The sequence below is a fragment of the Gordonia sp. 34D genome, from assembly GCF_056682775.1.
Map to the genome: position 1 here is coordinate 423,367 of NZ_CM155293.1, position 14,591 is coordinate 437,957.

Consider the following 14,591-nt stretch of genomic DNA (forward strand, 5'->3'; position numbering starts at 1 on the left):
TGGCGAAACAGTCACGCAAGATTGTTTTTCGGTTATGTTCGGCTCAACATCCCTATCGCAAGGAGAAGCCGAATGCCCGGTATGCGTCCCGATCTATCCGGAGTCGACCCCCTTACCGTCAACTTGACCCATCGCGTTTGCGTCGGCGACATGCTCACGCGCAGTGCCGCGCACTACGGAGACCGCACGGCGTTGGTTGACGGCGACGTCGAGCTCTCGTACGCCGAACTCAATGCGCGCGCCAACGCGTTGGCCCGCGGCCTGCTGGAACGCGGATACGTTCGCGGCGACGCAGTGGCGATGCAACTGCAGAACAGCTGGCAGTTTGTGGCCACATTCTTTGCTTTCGCCAAGATCGGCGTCGTTGCGATGCCACTGAACCTCCTGCTGTCGCCGTCCGACATCGCCTACCAGCTCGCCGACAGCGGCGTCCGTGGCGTGATTACCGAGGACGTCTTCCTGGGTGTCATGGGACCTGCGCTCGCCGAAGCTGAGGGCGGCATGGTTACCGAGGTGATCGTGACCGGGCAGGCCCCGACCGACGTCGCTGGTATTCCGGCCGTCTCGTACGACGCGGTGTTCTCGGCCGACCGGTCATCTGTTGAGGTGATAGTCGAAGACCGCGACATCTTGCACTGCCTGTATACCTCCGGCACCACGTCACGCCCGAAGGGTGTCGTGACCTCGCACGTTGCGGTGCAGATTGCGCTGCTCGGTTCGGCGCTGGGGCTCGGTTTGAAGCCCGATGTGAAGGCCAGCGTGATGCCGATCGCGCTGCCGCTGTTCCACGTGACCGCTCTCGATGCGCTGCTGTTGCCGTCGTTGGCCGTGGGTACGACGGTCGTGCTGCTGCGCGGGTTCGATCCGGCGGCCGTGGCCCGCACGTTCTCGACGCACACCGTCACGCATCTGACGATGCTGCCAATGATGTGGGCGGCGCTGCTGGCGCAGCCCGAGTTGGCCGACGGCGACACCGACAGTCTCATTACTGGCCTGTATGCAATGGCGCCGATGCCTGCCGAGCTGCTTGCTCGGGTGCGGGCCCAGTTCCCGAATGCGGCGATCATCCTGGGCTCCGGGCAGACGGAGACCACGCCGGCGTCGGAACTGCAGTGGGAGGGACACCAGGGCGTGAAGGATGACTCGTGGGGCCCCGCCACCGTCAGTACCGATGTGGCAATCATGGGTAGTGACGGCAGCTTGCTGCCCGCTGGCGAAGAAGGCGAAATCGTTTACCGGACACCGCAACTCATGGAGGGGTACTGGAACAACAAGGACGCCAACACCGAGGCTTTTGCGAACGGATGGTTCCACGGCGGCGATATCGGCTACCTCGATGAGGATGCCGTCGTCTGGTTTACCGACCGTGCGAAGGACATCATTAAGTCGGGTGGCGAGAACGTGTCGTCGGTGGAGGTGGAGCGCGTGCTGCTCGGGCATCCCGCTGTCGCGGAGGTTGCCGTTGTGGGTACGCGCGACGACCATTGGGGCGAGGCCGTCACCGCCTATGTGGTGCTAAGTGCCGAGGTGGAGGGCGAGGAAATCCAGGCCTGGTCCCGCGAACGCCTCGCCGGCTTTAAGGCCCCGAAGTCTGTGGTCGTCATCGAATCCCTACCGAAGACCGCGACCGGCAAGGTCCAGAAGAACCTGATGCGGAAGTAGGGCGGAGTTCTCGGCGGATCGCGTTGAGTTTGCGACCTTCTCGGTAGCAAACTCAACGCGATCCGGGCCGCCGCCGCTCACCCTTCGTCGAACCGACTCCAGAACCGGGCGCGGAGGCGGTACCGGGTGTCTTCGTCGACGCTGTAGCGGTCCAATGCTTCGGAGGCATCGAGGAGTAATGCGCGGTCGATGTCCCGCGGGATCGACGGTCGCTTCTTCTCCAGCTCGCGGATTTCTTCGGGGCTGGCCGTTGCTTGGAAGGCGATGAAGACGCGGTTGGCGACGTCGCCGATCACGGCCGCATCTTCGGCATTGTCGAATTCAGGAAGGACGTGGCTGACCGAACCGGTTGTTGAGCTGTAGGCGATCGCTGGTGCCGGGGCGGGCGTCGGTGTCGCTGGATGCGGGGCCCTGGCGGCTGTCGCGACGTCGAGAGGGGAGGGGGCCGCGGGTTTTGCCGGTGTAGGCCCAGGTTTGGCGGTCACGGGTTCGGTTGGGGTGGGCGCGATTTGGCGTTCGACCTTCAGGATCGACTGGTCGAGGGTGGTGCCGTCGATGAGGTGGAGGTCGTCGGCGGCGCGAAGAAGGTGACGGCTCACGCCGTGCGATTTGCCGTCGGCATTCGGGACGGACAGCAGGACCACGGCGACGCCGTGTGCTTGGGCTTCTTCGACGGCTTCGGTGAGGTCGTCGTCCCCGGAGACGAGGAAGAATACGTCGGAGGTGTTGTTGCGGGCGTGGGCGACGAGGTCGAGGCCGATGCGGAGGTCGACGCCCTTTTGTTCGCCGTCCATGCCGAAGCGGCCGAGTCGCAGCTTCACTTTGGCGAGTTCGCCGATGCGTTGCTGGATGGGGCCGGGGACGCCGTTGTCGGCGGAGTCGTACCAATGCACGCGCAGCACGGGCAGGCCCGAAAGTTGTTCGGCCTTCTGCATGATGCTGTCGATGAGGTGCGGGTATTCGACGTTAATGCTGCTTCGGAGCGATGTTCCCGTCACTCTGGTGGCGGCTGAGGCGAGTAGATATCCGGTATCGATATAGAGACTGCACGTCGAACGCATATGCCCACTATGTCAGGCGACCAGTCCGTTTCGGCGCGGTTCGGGCGGGTCGTTACCTCTGAGTAATGCTGAGGGTTCGCTAGGTGCTTCCGTCGAGGATGGCGAGCGCTTCGCGGGCGGCGGCGAGTTCGCGGCTGAGTTCGTCGACGCGACGTTGGGCTTCCTCGCGTGCCGCGTTCAGGATTGACGACGTGGCGGCTTGTGCTTGTTCGTCGCCGAGTTCGGCCATCGCGGATTCGACGGAATCCGGTGTGACACTGCGGGATCGGGGGAGTTTACGTCCGCCACGGGTCACCGAAACTGACCACTCGTTCTCGGCGGAGCCGTGGATGGTGACGGTGACGGCTGCCGGTGCCTTCCGTGCGGCGGTGCGGCGGGTGGATTTCTTAGCGGGCGGTGCAGTCTCGGTTGGGGTGGTGGCTGGCTTGGGTGCAGGTGCGGTCGACTTGGCGGGGGCGGGCTTCGGCTCAGCGGGTTTCGTGGCCGCGGCAGCGCTGGGGACGGGCGCGGAGCGTCGGGCAGCTGCCGGGCGCGCGACGGACTTGGCCGGCTTCGGCTTCTCCGGTTCGGGGGGTGGGTTCTTGGTGATGCGGAGTTCGTCGGCCTCGTAGGGGAGTTCGTCGTTGACGCCACTCGGTTTCACCGTCAGCGTTGTGCCGTCGATCGACAGCACGCGAGCGGAGGCACCCGGTGCTAGGCCGAGGCTGGGGGTGCCTTCGCGCAGATACACCGTCGGGCGTTTGCCGTCAGCCAGGGCCGCAGCGATTGCGGTCAGGTTGTCGGGGGTCAACGACTCTGGGATGGGCGCTGAGCGGCGGCGCGGTGGCATGACTGCCTTTCTCGTCGAACGATTTTCTCACTACTAATATCGCATATGCCTCCGACGGATTCGCACGGGTGTGCGAGGTCGGTGGCCGTTGGATCTCCTGCTCGGCAGACCTCGCGTGATCCCGGTACCGTCGAAACTATCGTCTGAACGTACGGCGATGAGTAAGGAATATGCAGAACGTCCCACATACTAGGAGGACCGATGAGCTTTTCCGATGACGCAAAGAACAAGGCGCAGGACCTGACTGGCCGTGCCAAGGAGGCTGCGGGCGCAGCCACCAACGATGATGAGCTTAAAGCCGAAGGTCAGGTCGACCAAGCGCACGCCGGGATCAAGGAGACGGTGGTCGAGGTTGCTGACAAGCTGAAGGAAGGCGTTGAGTCGGTCAAGAATAAGTTGACCGGTCACTGACCTCTGCTCGAAACGATCTGAACCCGTCGCTGCCAGGCAGCGACGGGTTCGGTGTTTACCAGGGGTCTTGGCGGTCGAGTTCTTGGTTGCGTCGCGCCAAGTATTGGGCTTGCACCAGAATGCCGGCGGCGACCAGGGCGAAGTAGACGAGGTACCACCACCATTTGTCGTGCAGCACATTGCTGACTGTGCGGCGGTTGAAGTCGTCCATTTCGATGGTGTTGGTGAGCAGCATGATGCCGCCGGTCGCGATGGTCGCGCCGCCGAGGGCGCTGAGCGAGGCGAGCAGGACCATCGGCAGATCGAAGACCAGGGTGGCGGTTGCCAGGGCGATGCCGAGAATGACGCCGACCAGGATGATCGCCCAACTCCAAGTGACGCCGAACGCCGTCATCACAGCGATTCCGAGTGCATACCCAATCGAGGCCATCGCGATCACCACGGCCGCCGCGTACAGGTAGTACGCGAGGAGGCCGAACGCGATCGCAGTAACGATCGCTACGATCCAGGCGACCGGATTGTTAAGCACCACGTCCTCATTTTGGATCTCCGAGATCGCGACCCCGCCGATCACGAAGCCGACGAAGCCGACCCACACCGCGAGGATAATTCGCAACGCGATCACGCCGCGGAAGCAGAACAGGAGACCGACAAGAACGGCAACGATGCCAATCAGGATGCTGGACATGGGGTTAGCGTAAATGGTGAAGCAAGCCTGATTGGTGATTGTCGTGCGTTTGGTCAGGTTCCATCTGTTGTCTCGACATCGCGTGGACGCAGGATGGTCAGCGGACGTTATCCGTGCCCGCCCCGGCCAGCTACGTCAACCAGCGTCAACTAGACGGTCAGCGTCGAGTGCTCCCGTTTCTCGCGTATCCGATCGACGACAACTTTGACGTGCCTGTTGATCTCGGTAGCAAGTCGGGTGTCGTCGCAAGCGAGACGTGCTTCGCGCGTCAGGACGTACCGACCAAGGCCTTCTCGGTCCGCCCAAATCAGATCTGGGCCGCTCTCGCTCATTCGCCACTCCGTCGACGGGCCTTCGCATACTTGGAGGGTTCCGACGACACTGGACGGTGCTGACAATAGGGGATATGGACTATCAACGCCCATCTGGCTCGCGATCCGGAGCTCATCAGTGTTGATGTCGCCATATGAACCAGCGGGTGCTGACGGCACTGCGGCAACGACGGCCCTCGCCAGGTCGACGGCGTGTGTCTCGAAGATATCGATCATCTCGTAGGATTGCCCGTCGGGGACGCCGGGTCGTTGGACCGCGACGTAGCCCTTGTCGAACGAACGAACGGCGCAAATGCGTGTAGTTGTCGAGTCCCCCCGTTGGGGAGATTAATGCGGGACTTACACGAAGCATGCAACGTGCAATTTCACCGTATATCCCGTCTTTAACAGGGGCGGGGCAGTCGGGAATCTCAGGGTTTAACTGGATGGGCTTTTCGAAAGCGTTTAAGAGTTACCATGCCGGCTCGGTTAATGTATTTGCTGTGTTGAATACTGATGCTAAAGCTGGTAAGGCCCTCAATGCGGAAGCGTATCGACATATTTTGGAACTGCAAACTCGATATGGTTCCGCTCCGGCAGAGGGGCGAAATAATACCGACTTGACTTCGATCGGGACGCTCAAAGGGATCGTTGATGTCGGAATTACCAAGGCTGAGAATGCCGGTATTGCGAATGACTATAAGCAGGGGTTAACTAATCACCAGCGAAAATCCGAAGCCTTCGATGCCGCAGTCAACATGATCGGTAGGGTCGGTCCGATGGGGGATGCGGTGAGCCTTGGCGGTGAATCGTTGAAGGATTCCATTATTTGGGGATACTCCACTTCCTGGCGACCCTAAGAGTAGCTTGGAACCGGATTTTTCGAAACTATACTATCCGATACTCAGCTCCGCTCCTGTAAGCGACCTTGATGTGGGTGGGGACATAAATACTAATTTCTTGTATAAAGATGGCAAACTGCGTCCGTTGGATGAATTGACAAGAACGGTTCCCCAAGCTGAACTCAGGGCAGCTCTGAATCAAGCAATTGGAAAACTCCCAGATGCTTCTACTGACACTGGTGACAAAATGACCGGTAAGGGCCGGATGGTTGATGATGGATACATTAGTGTGAAATCTAACAATGAGTAGCATTGATAAAGCCTCGGTGGTTTGGAAGTAGCGATGGATAAAGAGTGCCAGAGGGCCGGTGTGCTCAGGCGATTTTTGAGAGTTGCTTTTTCTCTCGTGGTAGGGCTCGCCGCGTTATCGGCTTGCTCGTTAGGTTCTGACGGTGATGACCCTGGTGCGAAGTGGAAGGCCGGATGGAGTCCGAGTTGGACGACTGTTTGGTCGTCGGAACCAGGTTTGGCGAGCCTTAGGAGCCATCCAGGATCTCTTGTGCGAGCGGCTTATGAGTCATTCTGGATGAGCAGCTATTACGGGTCGGAGTATTCGTTTCCCGGGTATTTGGGTTCAATTCCGAGCTGGGAAAATATGAGCGTCGGATTTTTTCCGAATGTGGTGGAAGAGAAATTGTCTTGGAACGCAACAAATTATGTGCACGTTACAGGACTCGTAGTCACTGCTGACCGAGTGGAAGCTGACCTATGTATGGTTCGTAGGTGGTCGTCTGAGGACCCCGATTATCGGACTAGGGTCAGCGAGGCCAGGATCATCAGCCCTTCCCACATTGAATTCGATAGGCGAGACGTGGCCAGGGAGACTGGCGATCCTGAACGTTCGTATAGTGATCCCGCTGTCGTGAATCAGTATTCGGGAGTGGGTGTGCACCAGGGGCAAGTTCCGAGTGGCAACGTCTTCTCTGGTTGGGATATTTCGTCCATGAAAGCTGATCAGCGATATGTGACCTATGCTTGCGCGAATTGGGCGACGACGGTGCTGCCGGAATCTCATGTCGTAGGCGTGGAAGGCCGTGATTTGGCGATAAAAGGCCCGGATGTTCCACAGCCTCTTCAACCTCAGTTTCCAAGGTGGGAATAATAGACCTTGTGTGCCTTATAGAGGACCTGATCGTGAACGGTTCGATTCAAAGTTCCCTAGTCCGTCCTCTGGTGTGATACCGCCTATGGACATCTCGGGCTCGTTTCCCTCTGGCCATCGAACAATTCATGACCTGTCTCTGGTAGCTGTCCGGGGTGGTGATGATTATCGCCGTGCTAATCTGAGTTCGGTGGATTCGACGGGCACGGTTCTCGGTCAGGAGATCGGCACCTGGTGGTGCCTTTTTCGGTGGTTGAGATCTGATCCGGAAGCAGAGAAAGTAGCTGTCGAGTCGGCGATAGAAACCTTCAATATCAGGCAAATTGAGTTGATTTCAAGCTTAGTCCAGAAGGATTCATTCCCTGATGATGATCCGTTGAAAGATGATGAAATTGTGCGACAGATAGTTGCACTGGGCCGGATCCAGGCGCTGTTTGGGCCCTCTGAATTGCTTGACCAACTCGACGGTGTTCGAGGGCGAAGTTCACCCGTCCGGGACGACCGCGAAGATTGGACAACTTCGGCGAACTGGAACCTGAATGCAGGTTCACTAGTTGTGGCTTCCGTATCGGCTCTCACCAATGCGTTGAGAGAGTTGTTCCCCGCGGATCCCACGCGCGGCGCCCTTGGGGTTCTGGCCTTTGCGGCTGGCATGGCCCTCGTTGGGTGTGGATCGGAAACGCCTACGTCGGAATCATCGTCGCCGAGTCATTCTCGTTCGTTCGCTTTTCCTGGCTACGACAAGACGGAAGAGCATCGTTTCACGAAGTCGGAGTCGGCACAGTTGCTGACGCCAAAGCGGGACCAGCTCGTCAAGTCTCTTCCGTCGCTATTTCGGGATATTGATCTAGACTTGTACGGCCCCTCAATAACGGAATCGGCTAATGAGGCGATCGCAAAGGACACATGCGTCACCATTTCTGTTGGCCACAAGGATGGGGCGCCCGATCAGTTTGCGGCGACGGTATACGACTCGCCGAGCGACTGCGACTCGTAACGTCTCGGGGGAGCCTGACTTGTGTTATCGAATGCTTAATTTGTTAGGTCGCGGACGGGAGTAACGATGAAGACGCTGTTGTTGCGGCGCTTGATGTCGGTCGTCGTGGTGGCGGGACTGGTGACTGAGTGACTGTTCGCATTCTGGAGAATTGGATTTTAATGATCAAAGGTTGGTTTCGAAGAATTTTCAGCCAATTGTTGAATGATCGATCGGTCGGTTGTTCGGTATTGGCCTCAGTCCTTGGAGTTGCCATGCTTGTGACTGCTGGTTGTTCGTTATCCGAACAACCGCGGGCTGTCGAGAGTGTGGTCAATCAACCGGATTTTTCGACCTCCTTCATTTGGATCCCATCTCCGGAGCTAGACCTACTTAGTCCGAGTGGGACGGTAGTTCGCGGCGTTGTCGAGGCACATGATTGGAGACGGCAAAATTGGTACCTAAGTGACCAAATGTTCCCGGGCTATTCGGATTCAATGCATCCTGACTATGCTCGGGTCGAGAAGGGCAATGTGCGGCAGTGGGAGGCTGAAGGGCGCTCGCAATTTGGGGCAGGAGTGCGTCGAAAGAAGGTCCTGGCGACCGATGATTCCGCGAACAGATTGACGGTAACTGTGTGTGCGATCGACACGGATTTCATAACTCGATCGAGGGCGGGTCGATACTACTATGGAACTTCCGAAGTTATTACCTTCGATATACCTGAAGACAGGTACGGATGAGCCGGAATCTGGAACACCGGGTCCTAATAACTTGCCTGCAACTTCCCCGTTCGGTAGCTGGAAAGCTGGTTCCTATTATTCAAGTCCGGTGGTCGATATCTCAACATCCCGCGATGCGGATGGGAAGATTGTCGTACACACCCACGATTTCGGGCCGGAATGTCAGCGGATTGCTGATACCTTTCCGGCTAAAGATAAGGATCCGCAACCGTCACACATAGTCGACCCGCCGTAGCCGGGTTGGCCGTCGGCGGCCGAATAGTGTCTGATCGCTGGATACGGTTTCTGCCGTCCGGAAGCAAGGATTGAGCTTCGTTTGGCGTTGATAAGAGGCCTTGGAGGTAGAGCCGAAGGCATTGGTGCCGAAGTGAGAGTGATTGTAAGGCGATCGACGCGATTGATTGGTGTCATCACTATCGCCTTGTGGCTCGCTGGATGCGGTGCCGGTGGTCAGCAGCCGGAGGCGGTAGCACCAAGTACTGCGAATCCCGCGGCGAAGGCACGAGCTACTTGGCAGTGGGCCCCGACCGGAGCGCTGGATCTAATGAGCCCTCTCGGGACATACGTTCGAGCGGTTGTGCAATCGTTGCGTGAGTATGAGGACGTTGGAGTTGGGTTTCCGGGATTCGATTATGCGGCGCGCGAAGGAAATCTGAAGCCTCTCGAGACGTTAACTCGTGGTGACAGCGCGCTATTCAGCGCGTGGGTGGACGAATACCTCGATGCCAATGGGGTAACATCGGTCGATAATGCTCTCGACTTTGGAAAGAGCAAGAGCGATTGGGAACGCGATGTAAGGGAATCGGCGAAGTGATGAAGTTCAAGCACGAATTGAGATCTGTAGGGTTCGAACGGCGACGTGCGCGGCGGCGAAAGGCCGAAGTTTTTTCGGTACTGATTTTCGTAATCTGCGTGATTTTCGCGGGATGTTCGTCCAACGACTCCGTGCCGACTGTTACGCCTGCCAAGGTTGCGATTCCCGAATATTATCAATCTGTTTTTGATTGGTCGAGTTTCGACAATCGGACGGACCTTCAGTCGGAGCCTGCGCAGATTGCGCGCGCATTTGTTGAGGCAACTGCGCTGGCGACCGCGACTGCACGCACGTACGAGTACCCGGGATTTTCCGAGATGATTTATGCGTCAGGTTTGGAAGATCAGCTCGCGGGTTTGACTGGAACTGACCCGGGTGTGCCGTTCTCAACTGTAGGCACTGCCTTTGCCAACCTTACAGTGGTGCCTATTGAATCGGACACCTGGATGGCTAGAATCTGTATTCCCTCTGGTTCCCAGAAAATGAAGCTTGCGGGGAGTGAGGGATACGAGAGTTTTGGGATCGCGTATGACGAGGGTTGGATTGAGATCCACCGCGATATTCAACATGTCGGCCGGAACCTCAACGCAGGTGCAGGTCCGCGAAGAATGCCGACAGGGGACATCTTCACGGGTTGGACTATCACAGGGGTAAGGGCGGGCAGCCCACAAGTTCCCCCCGGTTATCGGTCGAACGGGAGTCCTTGCTCGCAGGTGCCTTCTCGGATTCCGGCGAACCTTTATGATCCAACCTTGAATGCAGACCCGATGGGGGTTCATGATGCCAAGAAGTTGCCTCAGATCATGAGTCCAGGGTGGCAATAATTCTGCACATAAACTGAGGCTAACTGCATGTTGAGGTTCCCGAGTCCGTCCTCTAGTGTGAAGCCGTCTATGAACATTCCGGGCCCGTTTCCGGATGGACATCGAACGATTCGTGACGTGTCTCTGGATTGGTCCCCGGTGTGGTGATGATGTCAAGAGAAGCGGAAAGGAAAGCGGAACAGTGATGGCTGACTTCGGTGGTTTTGGGATGCGGAGTCTAAAGTTGGGGTTGGTGTCGACGGTCCTTATTGTTTTGGCAACTGGATGTGCAGCACAGCCTCATGCTGCCGATGAGGGGGCAACCACGCAAGCTTCAAGTGACTGGCCTGTGCCGTACTTTAACTGGGATCAACGGGGATCGGTCGTGGACCTGTCGTCCCAGGTTGGAGCGGTGGTGCGGGCGTCTATGGAGTCGTACTATCTCTTGGGTTCTGCGGAGAATAAGGCGACAGCTTTGGCTTCTGTGTATCCCGGATTTGAGGCGGCGGTAAGCGATGGTGAGACTGATATTGATTGGTTTCCCACTGCGCGATACCGATTTGAAGGAGTTATCGCACTCTCGGTGCAGGGGGTTGAACAATCGAGTAATGGTCTCTCGAGCTATCTTGTGTGCAGTGATACACGGTATGTGAGTTTCAACTCGGAACCGCTTCCGGCTCCTGACCCTAGTGTGCTGGCGTTTGCGGTAAAGGTGTGGCCGGGGCAGTTTGAGGCGCGTTCAACAACGGGGCCACTGAGGCGCCCTTCGACGAACGTCTTTGGCGATTGGACTGTTGAGTCCATCGTAACTCCCTCTGGGCGGCATGATCTGAAGAATCGCTGCGAGGCTTGGGCCTCTGCTGTTGATCTGACCGGAATCGAGAACAGCAAACGTGTGATTCCCGGATGGCCGTTGGCAGATGCATTCAGACGGTAAAGTCCGAGTTTGGAAATGATGCTGCTCGAACTGCCGTAGCTCCCGCCGAGGCAGACGGATTTCTGCACGGCAGGGTGTGGTTTCGCAGTGAATCGCCGACGTAATCCCCACTGCCGATGGAAGCGCGAGGCTAATGGCTGGTCCGGAATCGCAAAAGACGCTGCCCCCAACTGCTCAGGCCGCGCCAACTTCGGTGCCAGCAGCTCCGGCAGTGCCCATTTCGTCGGCAGCGGGAAGCGAGCCGCCAAGTGTGGGTCCGGAGAAACCGTCCGGCCCGTCGGCGGTGAAATCGGGGGAGCGCGAACAAGCGCCCAAGGGAACGCCGGGATTTAGAGACATCCCGATGTGCGTAATCCCGGAGCAGAAGCCGACACTTGTTGACAATCCGAAGCCGAAGAGTCCGGTCGTCGATGTGACCGCGTCAGAGCCGCCGGCAGAACTTTCGGGAGAGCCTGACGCTGTTGCGACTTGGTGGAAGGATCTCCCGAGCGACGAGCGGGACAAGATCGTGAAGGAGCGACCCGAGTGGGTCGGCAACATCGACGGAATCGCGGCAACGGACCGCGATCGTGCCAACCGGTCGCAGATCCCCATCGAACGGGCCCGACTCGAACGTGAACGTGACCAACTGCAACGCAACCTCGACGACAACTGGTTCGGTGGAACCTTCACTAACGACGACGCCAAGAAGTGGTATGTCGAAGAGAAGTTGAAGGACCTCGACACCGTAGAAAGCACCCTCGCCAAAGGCACGCCCGATGCACCCAGGCTGCTCCTTCTGCTGGATATGCGGTCGGGAGAGCGCGGCCACGCCGCCGTCGCAGTCGGAAATCCCGATACCGCCGATCACGTCGCGGTGACCACTCCGGGCTTGGGGACGACGATTAGCGGTGCGCTTGACGGTGGCCGCCCGTCCGACGGGATGGTCGGTGAAGCCCAGCAACTACGGGCGGAGACAAGTCGGCAGCTTGATCTTGCCGGACGCCCCGACGAAACAGTTTCCACCATCGCGTGGCTTGGATACGACGCACCGAACATGACCGGGCCTGGAAAGCTTGACACCGTCCGAGGTGGCGGAGATGTGGCGTCAACCGGCAAGGCCAACGAGGCGGCGCCCCGGCTGGCGAATTTCTTCAACGGACTCGATGCTGCGTCGGTGAAAAAGGACCCGCATATTGTCGCGTACGGCCACTCGTACGGTTCGTTAGTCACCGCCGAGGCGCTTCGCAAGACTCGTGGCTCGGTTGATGAAGCGGTGTTCTATGGGTCGCCGGGACTAGGCGGCGACCCGAATGACCTGCCACGTTATGAGGCAAAGCACTTCAACCTCACGAGCGATCGGATGTATTTGCTCGAGAATGGGGAGGACCTGGTCGCCGACTTCGGGCATTTCGGCCCCGACCCATCGGTCGCCGGCGGCTTTACCCGGCTGTCGACCCATCCAGGCGTGGACAGAACCAACGTTCCTCGTATCGGAGGTACCGGGCACTCTGACTATCTGAGAGTTGGATACGGTCCAGATGGTCAGACACCCGAAATGCGGATGGCTGGCTACAACATGGCGGCCGTCTTAGGGTCGTTGCCCGACAATCTCATCGAAGGCGATTAATCATGCGACGGATTTCAATTGTGGTTTCGGCCGGGCTGATCGCCTTCGTCGTGGCAGCCTGCTCGACGATCACGCCTAGTTCCAATGAAGGGCCGGACATGACAAGCAACGATTCCTGGCGTCAACTCGACCATCCCGAGACGGCCGAAGCGCTCCTCGCCCGACTCAAAGGAACCGTTGAAGAGATCGGTCGGATCGTTGCCAAGCATGCTCCTGAGATGACGGCGTTTCGTTGGTCGACCACCGAAGGTCGGCGAGGCGGGTTGGCCGGCTGTGGAGACTTGTTGAAGGATAAGCAGTTTAACGGTGCTTTCCCGTCTACCGGTTCTTACTATTCCGATAGTCCAATTCCGGACCTGGCCTGGCCAGCAGCTCTGGCGGAGGTCACTGACTTGCTTGCGCGCGAGTACTCCGCGGTCCCCGACTTCGCGCCACAGAATTCACCGGGGAACTACGACGTCAGATTCGCGAGCCCGGATGGTTTCACCTTTGCGTTCGGATCCAAGGTCGCGACGTCCGTCGACGGGGCGGGACCGTGCCGCCGCAAGGCTGGGATTTGAGGATGAAGACGGTAGATAACGATCTATATCGTATGCCCAAAGTTATTGAGGGAATGGTCCAGCAAGATCCTAATATCAAGAATAACCCCTTGTATAAGGCCTGGGAATCCGAGGATCGTCAGACTCGAAGGAAAACTTGGCACGGAAAATCGTTGAGGCGTATGAGCGAAATGAGACGCCATTTTCTGTGAGGGTTGACCAGGGCAAAATTGGCGGCGAATTTGGAAAGGTGCGTCATAATGTCACGCTCGAACGGCCCGGTGATGGAGAATCTTTCGCGAGGAGTATCTGGATGATTTTGAATCGATGCCTGATGCCACTGTCTGCGCTTGCTGGCGCGGTCGTTTTGGTGTCTGGATGTGCGGGTTCTCCGGATCAATCGGTTTCGGTGTCTTCGTCGACGACGCCATCGGGGTCGCGTTGGTTGTCGCCTGCGACGTTGCCATTGACGACTGTTCCTACCCGCACTACGTTTCCCGGGTGGCCTGGAGGTAATCAATGATCGACTGCCGGTGTCAGTTCGAAAGTCGAGTTAATAGTTCAACAGGGTAGAGTGGGTAGAAACTTGTCTGTCAGAAGTCGATCTTTACGATTCGGGTGTTACGCGCTTTTTGCTATGGTGCCGCTGTTCCTGACTGCGTGTACCAGTGATAATCCGTCAAACGGTGGGCAGGCAATGCCGCCGCAGAATTATCATGCCACTTTTCGGTGGGTTATGAACGGTGACGGTGATCTTTTGAGCCCACAAGCGCAGGTAGCTCGGGCTTTCGTAGAGGCGAACTCGATTAGCCTCTCAACAGTTTCGGGTGTTTCCTATCAAGGGTGGGTCAACCTCTTGAAAGATTCTGGTGAATTTAGAAAATACCCGAATATGTTTGGTAGGGGAGGTGACACTATTCGGGAAATCTACGGTACCTCTTATCGCAGTTTGAAGCTCACCCCTATGGAGTGGGGATGGCGAGTTCTTTCGTGCAATTATTCGGACGGGGTAAGGCAAAAGTTGGAGACGAACCCGACTACTTTTGAGCACTGGGGTACCACAGTCGAGTCGAGTGTTTTCCAGTTGATTCCAAATTTTGACGTTAATCCGACGGATCGGGGTACTGGCGGAGATAGTAGGGTTCCGCCGAGCGACATATTCGATGGGTGGCGGATTAGTACTTCGAACCAAGATCTCGGGATT

11 protein-coding genes are annotated in these 14,591 nt (G+C 57.9%); 7 read left to right on the forward strand and 4 right to left on the reverse strand.

Features of this window, described 5'->3' with window-relative positions:
* Nucleotides 1–72 precede the first annotated feature (72 nt).
* Nucleotides 73–1,662 (forward strand): class I adenylate-forming enzyme family protein, encoded by a 1,590-nt coding sequence (locus AC1L34_RS02065; protein ID WP_424325869.1) that lies wholly within the window; start codon nucleotides 73–75, stop codon nucleotides 1,660–1,662.
* A gap of 77 nt (nucleotides 1,663–1,739) precedes the next feature.
* Here AC1L34_RS02065 and AC1L34_RS02070 read toward each other — a convergent pair whose 3' ends face one another.
* Nucleotides 1,740–2,723 (reverse strand): NYN domain-containing protein, encoded by a 984-nt coding sequence (locus AC1L34_RS02070; protein WP_424297370.1) that lies wholly within the window; start codon nucleotides 2,721–2,723, stop codon nucleotides 1,740–1,742.
* A gap of 79 nt (nucleotides 2,724–2,802) precedes the next feature.
* Nucleotides 2,803–3,552 (reverse strand): DUF6319 family protein, encoded by a 750-nt coding sequence (locus AC1L34_RS02075; protein ID WP_424322641.1) that lies wholly within the window; start codon nucleotides 3,550–3,552, stop codon nucleotides 2,803–2,805.
* Nucleotides 3,553–3,753: 201 nt separating this feature from the next.
* Between AC1L34_RS02075 and AC1L34_RS02080 the strand changes: the two genes are divergently transcribed.
* Nucleotides 3,754–3,963 carry a CsbD family protein gene (locus tag AC1L34_RS02080; protein WP_424322640.1) on the forward strand — a complete coding sequence of 70 codons (210 nt, stop codon included), beginning with the start codon at nucleotides 3,754–3,756 and terminating at the stop codon, nucleotides 3,961–3,963.
* Between the two features lie 55 nt (nucleotides 3,964–4,018).
* Here AC1L34_RS02080 and AC1L34_RS02085 read toward each other — a convergent pair whose 3' ends face one another.
* Together AC1L34_RS02085 and AC1L34_RS02090 are read right to left on the reverse strand one after the other, a co-directional pair.
* Nucleotides 4,019–4,651, reverse strand: a complete 633-nt coding sequence (locus AC1L34_RS02085) for a TM7S3/TM198-like domain-containing protein (protein WP_424297366.1) — start codon at nucleotides 4,649–4,651, stop codon at nucleotides 4,019–4,021.
* Between the two features lie 149 nt (nucleotides 4,652–4,800).
* Nucleotides 4,801–5,277: an ESX secretion-associated protein EspG gene (locus tag AC1L34_RS02090; RefSeq protein ID WP_480035299.1), complete on the reverse strand. Its 477-nt coding sequence runs from the start codon at nucleotides 5,275–5,277 to the stop codon at nucleotides 4,801–4,803.
* A 56-nt stretch (nucleotides 5,278–5,333) separates the two neighbouring features.
* Here AC1L34_RS02090 and AC1L34_RS02095 point away from each other — a divergent pair, with 56 nt between their 5' ends.
* From AC1L34_RS02095 to AC1L34_RS02115, 5 genes are all read left to right on the forward strand, one after another.
* Nucleotides 5,334–5,822: a hypothetical protein gene (locus tag AC1L34_RS02095; protein ID WP_424322639.1), complete on the forward strand. Its 489-nt coding sequence runs from the start codon at nucleotides 5,334–5,336 to the stop codon at nucleotides 5,820–5,822.
* A 1,334-nt stretch (nucleotides 5,823–7,156) separates the two neighbouring features.
* On the forward strand, nucleotides 7,157–7,963 hold the full coding sequence (locus AC1L34_RS02100) for a hypothetical protein (RefSeq protein ID WP_424322638.1): 807 nt from the start codon (nucleotides 7,157–7,159) through the stop codon (nucleotides 7,961–7,963).
* 1,532 nt (nucleotides 7,964–9,495) lie between these two features.
* A complete protein-coding gene (locus AC1L34_RS02105; RefSeq protein WP_424322637.1) occupies nucleotides 9,496–10,323 on the forward strand; it encodes a hypothetical protein in 828 nt (275 codons plus the stop codon).
* Nucleotides 10,324–11,372: 1,049 nt separating this feature from the next.
* Complete coding sequence (locus AC1L34_RS02110) at nucleotides 11,373–12,848, forward strand: alpha/beta hydrolase (protein ID WP_424322109.1); 1,476 nt, start codon at nucleotides 11,373–11,375, stop codon at nucleotides 12,846–12,848.
* 98 nt (nucleotides 12,849–12,946) lie between these two features.
* The gene (locus AC1L34_RS02115; RefSeq protein WP_480035072.1) at nucleotides 12,947–13,408 is read left to right on the forward strand and encodes an LppA family lipoprotein; all 462 of its coding nucleotides are present in this window, start codon (nucleotides 12,947–12,949) and stop codon (nucleotides 13,406–13,408) included.
* Nucleotides 13,409–14,591 lie beyond the last annotated feature (1,183 nt).